Raw genomic sequence first — 13,517 nt, 5'->3', positions numbered from 1 at the left:
TGAGCAAGCTGAGTAAACCAATTCCGTCGAGACGCGCGTTCCGCGCTCCTCACCATGAGGGTTCAGGCTAATCACGCTGCAAGATTTACTTGCCGAGCACGGCCTCCGCCGCATTAACGATGCTGATCGTCGGGTTCTTTCCGCAATAGGTGCCGAACTTCTTGGCGTTCTCGGTGAACACGTCGGTGTCGATGATCGCTTCGTCGGAATCGCCCTTGTACCAGCCGTCCATCCACACCAGCACCATCTTGATGGTGTCGTCGCCGCCGTCGACGAACTGCTTGCAGGTCATGGTCGAGAGATCGAGCACGGCCGCGCTGGCCGGTGCCGACGACAGCGCGAGCGCGGCGGCAAGCATGATCGAGGCAGTGATCTTCATCGCAATCTCCATGGGCAATGATCTGGAATGAACCGGTCGCTGGGAAAGCCAGCGTGTCCGCCCGCGACCCGTAAGCGATGCGTTACATCGAACGCAAGCACGGCATCGCGCAAGTTTGCCTGCACGTCGCTTCAGTGCACGGATTGAGAATTCGTGTTTCTGATTTGTGACGGCGCCGCGCTAAAGCGTGATGAGAACAGGGCGTGTAGTCGAGAATCCAGTGTATGCGAGCGGGGATAGCGAGGTCGGTGTCGCTCTCAAAAGCCGACATCGGCGATGCTGCGGTGAATGTCCGCTCGAGGCCATCAGGCGATATTAGCAGTGTAGCCCGATCTCCCGATCCGTCGTACAATATCTCGTCGGTTGGGTTGAGAGCCATGGTGCAGGAGCGGCCATTCCCTGTCGAGCGGAGGTTGTCGGCGATATTAGCCGCCGATGTGGCTGGCTATTCGCGGCTCATGCACGATGACGAGGAGACGACACACGCCAAATTGACAGCGCTCCTGGCGGACGCTGTTGTGCCAGCAATCGCTGAACACGGCGGACGTATCGTGAAGAACACTGGCGATGGGTTCTTGGCGGAGTTTACAAGCTCAGTTGAGGCTGTCCGAGCCGCCATACAGTTTCAGACCCACATCAAGGAACTAACAATCCAAGAGAAGAAAGAAAGGCGCGTTGCCTTCCGCGTGGGAGTCAACATCGGCGACGTAATCGTCGAGGCCCATGACATATTCGGGGACGGCGTTAACATCGCGGCGCGGCTTGAAGGTTTCGCAGAGCCGGGCGGCATCTGCATCTCGTCTTCTGCCTACGATCAAGTGCGAGGCAAGGTCGGCGTTGAGTTCGTCGATTTGGGCGATCAAAACTTCAAAAACATCACCCGCCCGGTCCGGACCTATGCCGTGACGTGGGATGAATCCGGCCCAACGACACGATCTCACCGCACGGAATCGAGCGCGCTTTCACCGCCTCGTCTTTCCATCGTTGTGCTGCCATTCGCCAACCTCAGCGGCGATCCTGAACAGGACTATTTCGTCGACGGTGTAACCGAGAACTTAACGACAGACTTGTCGCGCATCAGTGGCTTGTTCGTAATCGCCCGGAACAGCGCGTTCTCGTACAAGGGCAAAGCAATCGACGTACGGCAAGTCGGCCGCGAGTTGAACGTCCGGTACGTGCTTGGAGGTTCCATGCAGCTCAGCGGCAAGCGGCTTCGAGTGAACGTGCAGCTCACCGATGCAGAAAGCCGCAAACATCTTTGGGCCGAGCGCTTCGAAAAACCTGTCGCCGATCTTTTCGATATGCAGGACGAAATCGTATCAAGGCTCGCCAACTCGTTAGGTGTCCAGCTCTTTGTAGTCGAGGCACGAAAGGCGGAGCGGTTGCTGCACCCCGACGCAATAGACCTGTTCTTTCAGGGTACTGCCTGCTTCTACAACGGGCCGACCCTTGAACACGCGACCCGGGCGCGCGGCTTTTTTGAGCGTGCTTTGGTGATCGATCCCCGAGGGGCCGGAGCGATTTGGGCGTTGATCGGCATGGCAAACGTCGATCTGACAGTGGGAGCCGACCTGCTAACGGACGAGCGAGCCGCGCTTCTTTCGGCAGCCGAAGCGAACGCGATCAAAGCACTTTCACTAGCTCCCAACATTGCCGCGGCCCGTCTGATACTCGCACTCGTCTACATTAACACAAACCGCGCCGCGCAAGGGATTACCGAATGCGAGCAGGCATTAGCACTTGATCGCAATTTGGCTTATGCTCATGGCGTTATCGGTTTAGCCAAACTCTATATGGGTTGTCCTACCGAGACTGAAGGCCATGTACTCGAGGCTCTCCGTCTGTCCCCTCGCGATCTCGTTGCCAACCGGTTGATGCGTTTTGTGGGCACTGCAAAGCTACAGCTCGGTGCGGATGCCGAAGCGGTCAGTTGGCTGCGACGAAGCATTGAGGCCAACCGCACTCATCCTCTTGCCCATTTTTCGCTCGCCGCTGCCTTGGGCTTGCTCGGCGCGCTGGATGAGGCGCGAACTGCTGCGAAAGCGGGATTTGCGCTCAACCCAGGCTTTACGATCCGCCGCTTGCGCGCCGCCAAGATAAGCGACAATCCTATTTATCTCGCGGGACAAGAGCGCCTTTGCGAGGGCATGCGCGTAGCCGGGGTGCCGGAGGGATGATGTCGGAGATGGGTCAAATGCGGCGGTCGAGGATCGTTGATGAGAAGTCCGGACTGCACCCAATACCGGACCAGTCAGAGGCGGCGAAGAACCTGAATTCATCGCGCTTTAGCGGAGCGAGGCGATGCTTGCACAATTTCGGAATAGTGGAAATATAGCCCTGATTTGCCCGACGTGTCAAGTTGCGTTTCGAACGTTGCGTTTCGAACGTTGCGTTTCGAACGCCGGCAGCCGCTGGCTCCTTTGCATGGGGTTGTTTTCGATATTTTGGCGGCGCGCCTGCGGCAGGCCGCACCTAAGCGGATCGCGAGCGACGGCTCCGCCGCCAGCGCCACAACAGCGCGACGATGGCGACGAGCACAAGACCGCCGGCCACAGCCTTGGCGGTGAACCGCCCGCCGGGACGATCGATCAGGCGGGTCCACAGCGAAGCATCCTCGCCCTGGCGCGGCAGGCGAAACGCCACCACGCTATCGCCGATTGAGGTGCCGGCTTCGGAATGGCCGCCGGCGCCGATCACGACGTACTGCTCGCCCTTCCAGAGATAGGTCATCGGATTGGCGACGCCCGGCACCGGAAGCCGGCCGAGCCACAGCTGCTTTCCCGACCTGGCATCGAACGCGCGCAGATAGGCATCCATCGCGCCGGTGAACACCAGGCCGCCCGCGGTGATCGCGACGCCGTTGACCAGCGGCGTGCCGGTATTGAGCGCGATGCCGAGCGGCGCGAGATCCTCGCTGGTGCCGACCGACGAATGCCAGAGGATCTTGCCGGCCTTGAGATCGACCGCCACCGTCTCGCCCCATGGCGGCTTGTTGCAGGGCGACCCGACCGCCGACTTCGCCAGCGCCCGCGACATCGCGAACGGCGCCCCTTCCTGCTGGCCGAATTCATGACCCGGCGGCGGATTGAAGCCCTTGGCCTGGTCGCGCGGAATCAGTGTGACGATGTGCGCCGCATGACTGACATTGGCGTAGAGGAGCTGATTGACCGGATCGAACGCCGCGCCGCCCCAGTTCACCCCGCCGCCTGTCATCGGATAGATCACGGTGCCTTGCGTCGACGGCGGCGTGTAAAGGCCCTCATTACGGGATTGCGCGAGCAGCGTCTCGCAAGCCGAGCTCCCGGTGCCCGGCAGCAGGCCGTCGACATCGTCGGCCGTCATCCGCTGCGTCAGCAGCGGCGGCACATGGGTCGGGAACGGCTGCGTCGGCGACAGCCTCTCGCCCTCGGCACCGTTCTGCGGCACCGCGCGCTCCTCGACCGGCCACACCGGCTTGCCGGTGTCGCGATCGAGCACGAACACAAAGCCCTGCTTGGTCGGCTGGATCACGACGTCGCGCTGACCATCGCCGGTGTCGATCCGCGCCAGCGTCGGCTGCGCCGGCAGGTCGTAGTCCCAGACGTCGTGATGCACGGTCTGGAATGCCCATGCGAGTTCGCCGGTCTCGATCCGCAGCGCGACCACGGAATTGGCGTGCTCGTCATTGCCGGCGCGCTTGCCGCCCCAGAAGTCCGGACTGGGCGATGTCGTCGGCAGGAACACCAGGCCGCGCTCCTCGTCGACCGACATCGGCGCCCAGACATTGCTGTGGCCGGCCTCGACGCCATTATGCACGAGCGGATCGAAGCTCCAGCGCGGCTGGCCGGTTCGCGCATCGAAGGCGCGCACCGCGCCGAGCGGCGCGTCGACCCGCCGGTTGTCGCCGATCGCGGACCCCACCACGACCACGCCGCGTCCCGTCACCGGCGCCGACGTGATCTGAAACTCGCCCGGCCATTCCAGCTTCATGCCAACGTCGATCTTGATCTCGCCACCGTTGCCGAAATCGGCGCAAGGCTTGCCGGTTCTGGCGTCGAGCGCGATCAGGCGCCTGTCGTTGGTGCCGGTGAAGATGCGTGACTTGCAGGCGGCGCCTTCCGCCGCGCGATCATCCGTCCAGTACGCGACGCCGCGGCAGACAAAGCGATTGGCCGGCCGTTGCGCCATGCTGATCTTCGGATCGAAACGCCATTTCTGCGCACCGGTGCCGGGATCGAGCGCGATCACTTCGTTGAACGGCGTGCAGAGGATCAGGCTGTCCTCGACGAACAGCGGCGTCACCTCGAACTTGGTGCGCTTCATGACCTCGGGCGGGCGAGTATCGAGATCGCCGGTGCGGAATTCCCAGCCGCGCAGCAGCTTGCCGACATTGTCTGATGTGATCTGCGTCAGCGGCGAGAAGCGTTGTCCGCCGCGGTCGCCGCCCCAATACTCCCAGGCGCGCGCCGGCTGACCACACAGCAGCAGCGCGGCAAGCAGGCAAAACAGCGACCGCATCGCGTCCTCCCCCAGGATGCGATCACCGGGCGCCGCATCTCATGCGGGAAAGCATTTACGCGATCGTCGCGTCAGTATCCACCCCGGCGATAGCCGCCGCCGTAGTTACCGCGATAACCACCACCGCCGCCGCCGATGCCGATCCCGATTCCGATTCCGATCGGCGGTCCGGCAGGCTCGTAGACCACGGTTGGAGGCGGACGGCGCACCACCACGACGTCGTCCTCAACGACGACGCGCTGCGGGCGCTTGCCCGCGCGCCGCGGCGGATCGGGATCGGCACGCTTTTTCACCGGCACGTTGGCCCTCTGCTGCAGCGGCTGTTGCGGCGGCGCCGCGTTGCAGGGACAGGTCGGTGCCGCCAGCGCGACGCTGGTCGCGGGCACGCTGAGCGCGACGGCGGGCGCCGGATCGGGACGGTAGCGCAGCCGTTCGATCATCTTGCGCGCGGTCGCTGTCAGGTCGGTGTCAGGATATTGCGCGAGGAAGCCGCGATAGGCCGCCGCCGTGTTGATGAGGATCGCGTTATTCCACGCTAGCATGCGGCGATGCCGGTCGAGCCAGTCGCGCGCCTGCAGGCCGCGCGGCGTGCCGGCGAAGATCGCGGCGAAGGCCTCATAGGATTCGTCGGAGCCATCGATCACCATCAGTTCATTCGCGGCCTCGATCGGCTTGCCCTGCAATTCGCGCTTCCATTCGTCGACGGTGCGTTTGGCCGCGGCCGGCGGCGGCGTCACTGCGGGCGACGCCGCAGCACCCGCCATGAAACGGAAGTCGTCGGTGAGCGAGGACGAGTCCCACGGCGTCTGGCGGCCGTCAGTTGCCTTGTTCACCGCCAGGCGAACGCGCTTGAAGGTGTCCTCGATCGGGATACCCGGCTCCTTGGCCGAGGCCAGCAACGCGGTGGTGTAGGGGCTGTTGGCGCCGCTGCCGTCCTCGGCTTCCGCTCCCGGCGAGGTCGAGAACGAGACAAACGTGCCGGGCGCGCCGACCCTGGCATCGACGATGGCGAGCCCATGCCCCGCGGTCTTGCTGAGTTCCGGGAATGGATTGTTGCGGCAGGCATCGAGCAGCACGATGCGCATCCGACTCGGAACTGAGGTGAGCGTATTCAGGACGTCGTTGAGCCGAACCGCCTGGATCGGGATATCAGCCTCGCGCTTCGGATCGACATCGACCGGCACCAGATAGTTCTCGCCGTCGATCTGCAGGCCATGCCCGGCATAGAACACCAGCGCCACGGTATCGGCGCCTTTCGCCGCCACCTGGCCAGCGAAATCGCTGAGCCGTGCGCGCATCTCGTCCTGCGACAGGTCCGATGCGGCCGTCACCGCAAATCCGGCATCGGTCAGCATTTGCGACACAGCCTTGGCGTCGTTGGCCGGATTCGGCAGCGCGGGCACCGACTTGTAGGCCGACTGCCCGATCACCAGCGCCAGCCGGTTTTCCGCCGACGCCGGCACGGCGCCGAGCAGGATCGCTGCCGGAACGATCAGGCTGAGGAGCGAACGGCGAAGCATGGCGACCTCCGACAATGACATCGAAGATGGGTCGGAGGCCGTCAGGCCAAGGTTCATGCCTTGCGGCAAATGTGCTGCCGACCGACGCCGGTCGAATGTCGAATGGCCGCCGAGACCTGGTGAGGCCGGCTATTTCGGCTTCTTGGCCGGATCCGCTGCCGGCTTGGTGACACCCCAGGGATCGTATTTCTCCTTGGGCTCGGGGATCCGATCGAGCGCGGCCTTGTAGGCCTTCTCGTCGACCTTGGGCTTCTGCTCCGTCTTCGTATCGCCTCCACCGCCCCCGCGCCGGCCCTGGGCCAGGGTGGGTGTCGCGAGCAGCGCCAGAATGACGGCAGCAACCGTGAAGCGTTTCATGTCAGTCTGTCTCCCCGCCGCCGCAGCAACATCCGGTAATACCTCTACCCCAACGATAACTTGTCGCTCGACATTTGTTGATCGACAAAGCGCCGCCTGATGCGAATTCAGCGCCACCAGGGGGCGCAATCCTGACGGCGGCACATTAAATGCGCTGAATGGGACAGGGACAAGTACATCTGGCGGCGCTGCTGGCCGGCGTCGCCTTAATATTGAGTGGCTGCGGGCTGGCGGACAGCCACGCCGTGTGGCCGGAGGCCTTGAAGGTCAAGGCCGCCGAGCCGGCGCCGCTCGAGATGCCTCCGGACGTCAAACGGCTGGTCGCGGGCAAGCTGGATTCGGTGTTCACGGCCGGTTCACAGCCGACCCATGTGCGGGTCTCCGCCCCGCTGCACGACCCGCGCGGCACCGGCTGGACCGCCTGCGTGCGCGCCGAACTGACATCGGTGATCGGCAAGCCGCTGGGGACGCAGACCTATCGCGTCTTCATCAATGAAGGCTCGATCTTCGATCGCCGGCAGGTCGGGGCCGACGACAATTGCGTGACGGAGACTTACGAACCGGTCGAGAGCACCGTTGCGGCGGAAGCGCAACGGAGCGCCAAACCCTAGCGCTTGAGCCGGCGACCCGGCCGGGCCGCCGCGCACCGGTATGCTGAACGGCCCGTTAACACGACCGTTCAAATTGCGCGGTGGCCTCAACGGCATTTTCCATTTCTTTCCACTAGCGTTGCCCTGACGAACGCAAGGCCAATCAGCCTCGCGGACTGGGGAAACAGGGACGTGGCCGATATTGCTGACCAGGCAATGATCCACCGTGCATCGCGCAAGGATGCCACGGACGATCGCACCTTGCCGCCGTTGTCGGCCACGCCGCTCAATGCATGGCGCGCGCTTGCCGCGCGCGCGATCGAGGCCAATGGCTACTATCAGGCGGACTGGGAATTGGCGGTCGATGCCTCCGCGCGCGGCCGCACCGGCGCGGCGCTGCTCAGCGCCGCCGGCGATGCCGGGCAACTGATCGGGCTGTTGCCGGTCGTTCCGATGCGGCGGATCTACCGGATTCCCCTGCCCGCTTTGGTCGGCGCCGAACCTTATGGCACGCTGTGCACGCCGCTGCTCGACCGCGACGCCGCCGAGGAAGCGGTGGGCAAGATGCTGCGGCAGGCGCGCAATGCGGGCGCGCATGCGCTGATCCTGCGCACCATGTCGCTCGAGGGCCCGGCCATGGCGGCGATCCGCGCGGTGCTGGCCCGAGACGGGTTGCAGCCGCGCATAGTGAGCGCCTATCAGCGCGCCCAGTTGGATGCGACGCGCGATGCCGACGAATTGTTGCGCGACGCGCTCGGGCCCAAGAAGCTGAAGGAGCTGCGCCGCCAGCATCATCGCCTGTCCGACCACGGCGCGGTGCGCTTCGATGTCGCCTGCACGCCGCGCGAGGTTGCGACGGCGCTCGAGACTTTCCTTGTCCTCGAAGCCGGTGGCTGGAAGGGAAAGCGCGGCACGGCGCTGAGCCAGCATGCCGGCGATGCGGCCTTCATCCGCCGCGCGACGTCGGCAATGGCCGAAGCCGGCCGCTGCGAGATCATCACGCTGCATGCGGGCGACACGCCGGTCGCGGGCGGCATCGTGGTGCGCCACCAGGACCGCGCCTTCTTCTTCAAGATCGGCGTCGACGAGCGCTTTGCGAAACATTCGCCCGGCACGCAGTTGACGCTGGAGCTGACGCGCCATCTCTGCGCCGATCCCGCGATCAATTCGGCCGATTCCACCGCGGCGCCCGGCCACCCCATGATCGACCCGATCTGGCGCGGCCGCTTCGCGATCGGCGACGTCTTGCTGCCGCTGCGGCGCCGCGATCCGCTGGTGCCGGCCATTCACGCCGCGCTGACCCTGAACAACTTCGCCTACGAAGGGGCGCGCGGCGCCGTCCGCTTCATCCGCAGCCGGCGCGGCAAGCCCGAATAATGCGGTTTACCCTTTCGTAGGCATGCAGACACATCGGGAAACAAGTGACTGCTGCCGTCAGGTTGGTGTCAGCTGGCCCGACTAGCGTTGCGGCGCGCTGGTTCTCAGACGGCGCGCGCCCTTGCTTCGAAAGCCTCATCTGATGGAAACATCGGATGGGGCTTTTTGCCGGCGCTCGCGACGTCCTGACGGCAAACGAAAAGGCCGCCTCAACCGGCGGCCTCTCTGTCTCGCGCTCGGCGCATCATTGGGAAACGCGGCGCGACCAGCGCCTGCCCTTACTGCAACGGCGAGTGCGGTGCCGGCAGCATGATGGTCGAGTGCATCTCCTCGAGCACCTGCGTGCCCTTGCTCAAAAATTCCAGCCAGGCCGGATCCTTCATCGCATTGCCGCGTGCGGCGGCGCGGGCGTTGAGATCGGGATAGGCCCAGATGTGGCAGACCTCGTTGGGCTGCCCGGCTTCGGTGGTCCAGAGACCGACGATCTTGGAGTATTTCTCGCGCTCCGGCATCACGCCGGTGATCAGATCGAGCCATTGCTTGGCGCCGCCGACCGGCTTGGCGCGGTAGTTGCGGAATTCGTAGATGTTGCCTGATGTCGCCGGCGCCACCGGCGGGATGATTGCATTGAGCAGCCGCACCTCCTGCCGCACCAGCAGCGGACGGATCACCGGAATATACTCGCCGGTCCAGCGCGGGTTCTTGGCGAGCTCGGCGCGCAGCCGCGTCCGCTCGTTGAGATCGGCGTAGCTCCACATGTGCATGACCTGATTGAGCGGACCGATCTCGGTGATCCAGTAGCCTTCCAGCTTGCCGAAATTGTCGGCGCGGATATCGCGCGAGATCGTGCTCGCCGCCTTCACCATCTCGCCGACGGCGCCTGGACGGACCGTATAGGTGCGCAGCTCATAGATCATGGTGGTCTCCCCTGATTGTTTCCGATGGATGATGTGGGCAAACGAAAAAGCCCGGCATGAGCCGGGCTTTCGATAGGGATTGCGGACTACTCCGCAGCCTCTGTGTTGATCTCGGCCGAGACCTGGCGGATGGCGCGGGCGAGCTGCTCGGCCGGCTGGGCGCCGGACACCGCGTATTTCTGCGCGAACACGAAGGTCGGCACGCCGGAAATACCCTTCTCGGCGGCCTCCTGGGCCTGCGCCGAGACCAGGGCGACATCCTCGTCGGTGGCAAGACGCTTGCGCACGTCGTCGGCATCGAGCCCGACATCGCTTGCCGCCTGCACCAGCACGTTGCTGTCGGTGAGATCGCCGCCGTCGCGGAAATACAGCTCCATCAGCCGCTGCTTCATCTCGGCCGCCTTGCCCTTGGCCTCGGCCCAATGGATCAGGCGATGGCAGTCGATCGTGTTGGGCTGCCGCTTGACGAGCTCGGGATGGTAGGTGAGCCCCTCCTCATTGGCGGCCGCGACCACGCGGCCGGCGATGCCCTTATAGGCATCGACCGAGCCGAACTTGGCGGTGAGATATTCCTCGCGGCTGATGCCCTCGCGCGGCACCCAATTGTTGAGGAAGAACGGCCGCCAATGCACCTCGACCGGCACATCGGGCACCAGCTTGAGCGCATCCTCGATCCGATGCTTGCCGATATAGCACCAGGGGCAAACGACGTCGGAGACGATGTCGAGGCGAAGCGGCTTCAGATCGCTCATGGCGGGGTTCCCGGCGGAAAATGGAACCCCAAGGTTAGGCCGAACGCGCCCCAAGACAAGCCGCTATTTCATACTGGCTGCCATCTGCCGCATCCGCTCGGCGGTCAGCTCATCGGCCGGGAAGAAGGTCTCCAGCGCCAGTTCCTGCAGCGTGATGTCGACCGGCGTGCCGAACACCATGGTGGTCGAGATGAAGCTCAGGATCTCGCCATTGAGGCGGAGCTTGAAGGGAAGCGCGACGTTGTTGTCGGTGGTGATCGGGGCCGACCGCGCCGGGATCGGATAGGACTTCAGGTCCTGGTAGAGCTTGAGCAGCTCCGGATCGGCCGTTGCCTCGCATTGCCGATGCAGCCGCTCCAGAAGATGCGCGGCCCATTCCGCGAGGTTCACGGTGCGCGGGGCGAGGCCCTCGGGGTGGAAGGCAAGCCGCAGGATGTTGAAGGGCTGGCCGAGCAGCCGCTGCGGCACGCCCTCGAGCAGCGGCGCCACCATGCGGTTGGCGGAGACCAGATTCCAGTGCCGGTCATAGGCCAGCGCCGGATTCGGCTCGTGCGCCTTCAGCACCAGGTTGATGGCCTCGCGCGCCGATTTCAGCGCCGGATCATCCAGCGAGCGTTGCGGGAATGCGGGCGCGAAACCCGCGGCGACCAGCAGTACGTTGCGTTCGCGTAGGGGCACGTCGAGGCGCTCCGCCAGTTTGAGGACCATGTCGCGCGACGGCGCCGAGCGGCCGGTCTCGACGAAGCTCAAATGCCGCGCCGAGATCTCGGCATCGACGGCAAGGTCGAGCTGGCTGAGATGACGGCGCTGCCGCCACTCGCGCAGGTGCTCGCCGATCGGGACGGGTTTGGCGGGCTCGGCCCGCGCCATGGATGCATGTGCGTTCATGGTGCAAAACCTACCATGCGGAATTCGCCCGTTCCATTACGCCTGAGGTAATCGAATTGGCGCGCCGGCCGGATCATCTTCGACGACACAGGAGATGACCATGCTGATGCTGTCCCTTGTCCGCGTCCTCGCCGTCCTGCTCCCGTGGCTGGTGCATCTGGCCACCTGGCTGCTGGCGCGCTCGCTCAACATGCCGCAGCCGCTCGTGCACGCGACCGGCGTGTTCGTCTTCGCGCAGGTCTATGCGGTCGAGATGAGGGTCGGCAAGGCGCTGTGTCCGCTCCGGCTGTGGCGTCAGCTGCAGTCGCAGTTCCGCTGACCACCCCCATCCCAACCAGAGGAGACACTGCCATGATCCATTCGTCCCAGCTGCTGCGCCGCGCCTTGCTTGCCGACGCCGTCTTCAGCGGCGTATCCGCCATAGCCATGGTGCTCGACGCCGGCGCGCTGGCATCGCTGCTCGGCCTGCCGGAAGCGCTGCTGCGCGAGACCGGCCTGTTCCTGATCGCTTATACCGCGCTGGTCGGCTGGCTCGGCACGCGCATGTCGGTGCCGAAGCCGCTGGTGATGCTGGTGGTCGTCGGCAACGCGGCCTGGACGCTCGCCAGCATCGCGCTGCTGCTGTCGGGCGCGGTGTCGCCGAACCTCTTCGGGACCATCGTGATCCTGGCCCAGGCGATCGCCACCGGCGTTTTCGCCGAGCTGCAATATGTCGGGCTGCGCCGCAGCGGTGAGGCGGTCGCGGCGTAAATCGAATGCCGGACGTGACGAGCGGCCGTCGCGGCAAACGCGGCGGCCGTTTCCGTCAGCTCAGCACGACCGCGACGATCATGCCGGCAAAGGTCAGCGCCAGGCCGATGATCAGCATCGGCACCAGACTGCTGCCGGAAAACGGATCGGCCTGATCCTGATGAAACCACGCGCCGTCGATGGCGCGCGCAATTGCCTTCGCCCTGTTCCTCATTGCACTGCTCCTGCTTCGCTTCGCCTGTAACGCTCGCCGACCGCCAGCATCACGCCCTGTCCGCTGGCGACGCCCATCTCGAGGCTCGAGGCGATGCGCCGCGCGCGATCGATGAAATGCGCCGCCGCGTCAGGCGGGCACAGCTCGGCCGCGGTCGCTTCGAACAGTTCGAGCCAGCGGTCGAAATGCGCGGCGTCGATCGGCAGTGGCATATGCTTGATCATCGGCGTGCCGTGATAGCGCCCGGTCATCAGCGCGACCGAGGACCAGAACGCGCACATCTGCGCCAGATGCGGCTCCCAATTGCTGATCCTGGTCTCGAACACCGGCCCGATCATCGGGTCCTTGCGGACCTTGGCGTAGAAGGCGTGCACCAGCTGCTCGATCATGGCCTCGGTGATCCCGGTCCGCGCGACAATCCCGGCGGTGATCTGCTCGCGGCGCTCTGCTCCTGTCATGGCTTACATCCTAAATAGGTATTTCAAATGCCTATTTAGCCTGCTATAGCTGATCCGCCAAGTGCTGATTTCGAAGGGCTTCCATGCGCCTGACATCGTTCACGGATTTTGCGCTCCGCGCCCTGATGCGGCTGGCCGGCGAGCCGGACCGGTCGTTTGCGACCAGCGAGATCGCGGCCGAGTTCGACATTTCCCGCAATCACCTCGCCAAGGTGGTGCGCGACCTTGCCGACGCCGGCTTCATTGCCACCCAGCGCGGCGCCGGTGGCGGGTTTTCGCTGGCACGGCCGGCGGAGACCATCACCCTCGGCCAGGTTGTCCGTGCGCTGGAAGGCGACAGCGCGCTGGTCGAATGTTTCAGGGATGATGGCGGAGATTGTCTGCTGCTGCCGCGCTGCCGGCTGAAGGCGAAGCTTGCGGCGGCACGCGAGGCCTTCATGCGCGAGCTCGACGGAACGACGCTCGCCGAATGCGCCTACCTGCCGCGTCCCGTCCGCCATCCCGCGAGGGCATCATGACGACGATCACATTCTCGGACGGCGCGTTCGAGGTCGACGCCAACATCGTCGCCGAAGGCCTCGGCATCGCGGTTCCGCTGCTGCAGGCCGGGATGCGCTCGGGCGCAATCACGACGCGCTCGGAGCGCGGGCTCGACGCCGATCAGGGGCGCCATCGCCTCACATTCTTCTCGGGGAGCAAGCGTTTCCGTCTCGTTATCGACGAGCACGGCACGATCATCCAGCGCTCGACGCTGGATTTCGGCAATTCCCCGTTGCCACGCGCGGCGCACCGGCCGAGCGGCTAGAGCGTTTTCGGGC

The 13,517-nt window shown here is 64.8% G+C and carries 16 protein-coding genes; 7 read left to right on the top strand and 9 right to left on the bottom strand.

The window, feature by feature from the left end; translation table 11 throughout:
• Positions 1 to 85: 85 nt before the first annotated feature.
• Entirely contained in the window at positions 86 to 379 is a 294-nt protein-coding gene (locus tag J2R78_RS30515) for an HdeA/HdeB family chaperone (RefSeq protein ID WP_253607904.1), read from the bottom strand.
• A 377-nt stretch (positions 380 to 756) separates the two neighbouring features.
• Between J2R78_RS30515 and J2R78_RS30510 the strand changes: the two genes are divergently transcribed.
• Positions 757 to 2,556, top strand: coding sequence for an adenylate/guanylate cyclase domain-containing protein (locus tag J2R78_RS30510; protein ID WP_253609960.1), 1,800 nt, complete (start codon positions 757 to 759; stop codon positions 2,554 to 2,556).
• A 295-nt stretch (positions 2,557 to 2,851) separates the two neighbouring features.
• On the opposite strand, the gene J2R78_RS30505 is transcribed toward J2R78_RS30510, so the two are convergent.
• From J2R78_RS30505 to J2R78_RS30495, 3 genes are all read right to left on the bottom strand, one after another.
• Positions 2,852 to 4,876, bottom strand: a complete 2,025-nt coding sequence (locus J2R78_RS30505) for a pyrroloquinoline quinone-dependent dehydrogenase (protein WP_253607903.1) — start codon at positions 4,874 to 4,876, stop codon at positions 2,852 to 2,854.
• Between the two features lie 71 nt (positions 4,877 to 4,947).
• Positions 4,948 to 6,396: a caspase family protein gene (locus tag J2R78_RS30500; RefSeq protein WP_253607902.1), complete on the bottom strand. Its 1,449-nt coding sequence runs from the start codon at positions 6,394 to 6,396 to the stop codon at positions 4,948 to 4,950.
• A 129-nt stretch (positions 6,397 to 6,525) separates the two neighbouring features.
• Positions 6,526 to 6,753 carry a hypothetical protein gene (locus J2R78_RS30495; RefSeq protein ID WP_016848541.1) on the bottom strand — a complete coding sequence of 76 codons (228 nt, stop codon included), beginning with the start codon at positions 6,751 to 6,753 and terminating at the stop codon, positions 6,526 to 6,528.
• 158 nt (positions 6,754 to 6,911) lie between these two features.
• Here J2R78_RS30495 and J2R78_RS30490 point away from each other — a divergent pair, with 158 nt between their 5' ends.
• The gene (locus tag J2R78_RS30490; RefSeq protein WP_253607901.1) at positions 6,912 to 7,364 is read left to right on the top strand and encodes a hypothetical protein; all 453 of its coding nucleotides are present in this window, start codon (positions 6,912 to 6,914) and stop codon (positions 7,362 to 7,364) included.
• A 171-nt stretch (positions 7,365 to 7,535) separates the two neighbouring features.
• Positions 7,536 to 8,720, top strand: a complete 1,185-nt coding sequence (locus tag J2R78_RS30485) for a GNAT family N-acetyltransferase (protein WP_253607900.1) — start codon at positions 7,536 to 7,538, stop codon at positions 8,718 to 8,720.
• A 278-nt stretch (positions 8,721 to 8,998) separates the two neighbouring features.
• On the opposite strand, the gene J2R78_RS30480 is transcribed toward J2R78_RS30485, so the two are convergent.
• From J2R78_RS30480 to J2R78_RS30470, 3 genes are all read right to left on the bottom strand, one after another.
• Positions 8,999 to 9,637 (bottom strand): NIPSNAP family protein, encoded by a 639-nt coding sequence (locus J2R78_RS30480; RefSeq protein WP_168854961.1) that lies wholly within the window; start codon positions 9,635 to 9,637, stop codon positions 8,999 to 9,001.
• An 86-nt stretch (positions 9,638 to 9,723) separates the two neighbouring features.
• Positions 9,724 to 10,389, bottom strand: a complete 666-nt coding sequence (locus tag J2R78_RS30475) for a DsbA family oxidoreductase (protein WP_253607899.1) — start codon at positions 10,387 to 10,389, stop codon at positions 9,724 to 9,726.
• A gap of 63 nt (positions 10,390 to 10,452) precedes the next feature.
• Positions 10,453 to 11,277: a helix-turn-helix domain-containing protein gene (locus J2R78_RS30470; RefSeq protein WP_038385984.1), complete on the bottom strand. Its 825-nt coding sequence runs from the start codon at positions 11,275 to 11,277 to the stop codon at positions 10,453 to 10,455.
• Between the two features lie 94 nt (positions 11,278 to 11,371).
• Between J2R78_RS30470 and J2R78_RS30465 the strand changes: the two genes are divergently transcribed.
• Together J2R78_RS30465 and J2R78_RS30460 are read left to right on the top strand one after the other, a co-directional pair.
• A complete protein-coding gene (locus tag J2R78_RS30465) occupies positions 11,372 to 11,596 on the top strand; it encodes a hypothetical protein (RefSeq protein WP_253607898.1) in 225 nt (74 codons plus the stop codon).
• 32 nt (positions 11,597 to 11,628) lie between these two features.
• On the top strand, positions 11,629 to 12,027 hold the full coding sequence (locus J2R78_RS30460; RefSeq protein WP_157343192.1) for a hypothetical protein: 399 nt from the start codon (positions 11,629 to 11,631) through the stop codon (positions 12,025 to 12,027).
• A 55-nt stretch (positions 12,028 to 12,082) separates the two neighbouring features.
• Here J2R78_RS30460 and J2R78_RS30455 read toward each other — a convergent pair whose 3' ends face one another.
• Together J2R78_RS30455 and J2R78_RS30450 are read right to left on the bottom strand one after the other, a co-directional pair.
• Positions 12,083 to 12,241 carry a hypothetical protein gene (locus J2R78_RS30455; protein WP_016844794.1) on the bottom strand — a complete coding sequence of 53 codons (159 nt, stop codon included), beginning with the start codon at positions 12,239 to 12,241 and terminating at the stop codon, positions 12,083 to 12,085.
• Entirely contained in the window at positions 12,238 to 12,699 is a 462-nt protein-coding gene (locus J2R78_RS30450; protein ID WP_253607897.1) for a group III truncated hemoglobin, read from the bottom strand. Before J2R78_RS30450 ends, J2R78_RS30455 begins: the two co-directional genes overlap by 4 nt.
• An 83-nt stretch (positions 12,700 to 12,782) precedes the next feature.
• Between J2R78_RS30450 and J2R78_RS30445 the strand changes: the two genes are divergently transcribed.
• The gene (locus J2R78_RS30445) at positions 12,783 to 13,217 is read left to right on the top strand and encodes an Rrf2 family transcriptional regulator (RefSeq protein ID WP_057018350.1); all 435 of its coding nucleotides are present in this window, start codon (positions 12,783 to 12,785) and stop codon (positions 13,215 to 13,217) included.
• The gene (locus J2R78_RS30440) at positions 13,214 to 13,504 is read left to right on the top strand and encodes a DUF6522 family protein (RefSeq protein WP_057018349.1); all 291 of its coding nucleotides are present in this window, start codon (positions 13,214 to 13,216) and stop codon (positions 13,502 to 13,504) included. Before J2R78_RS30445 ends, J2R78_RS30440 begins: the two co-directional genes overlap by 4 nt.
• Positions 13,505 to 13,517 lie beyond the last annotated feature (13 nt).

Source organism: Bradyrhizobium sp. USDA 4538 (genome assembly GCF_024171045.1).
Classification (GTDB): domain Bacteria; phylum Pseudomonadota; class Alphaproteobacteria; order Rhizobiales; family Xanthobacteraceae; genus Bradyrhizobium; species Bradyrhizobium australafricanum.
Note: the sequence above shows the minus strand (reverse complement) of the source record. Positions and strands in the feature narration are given on the sequence as shown.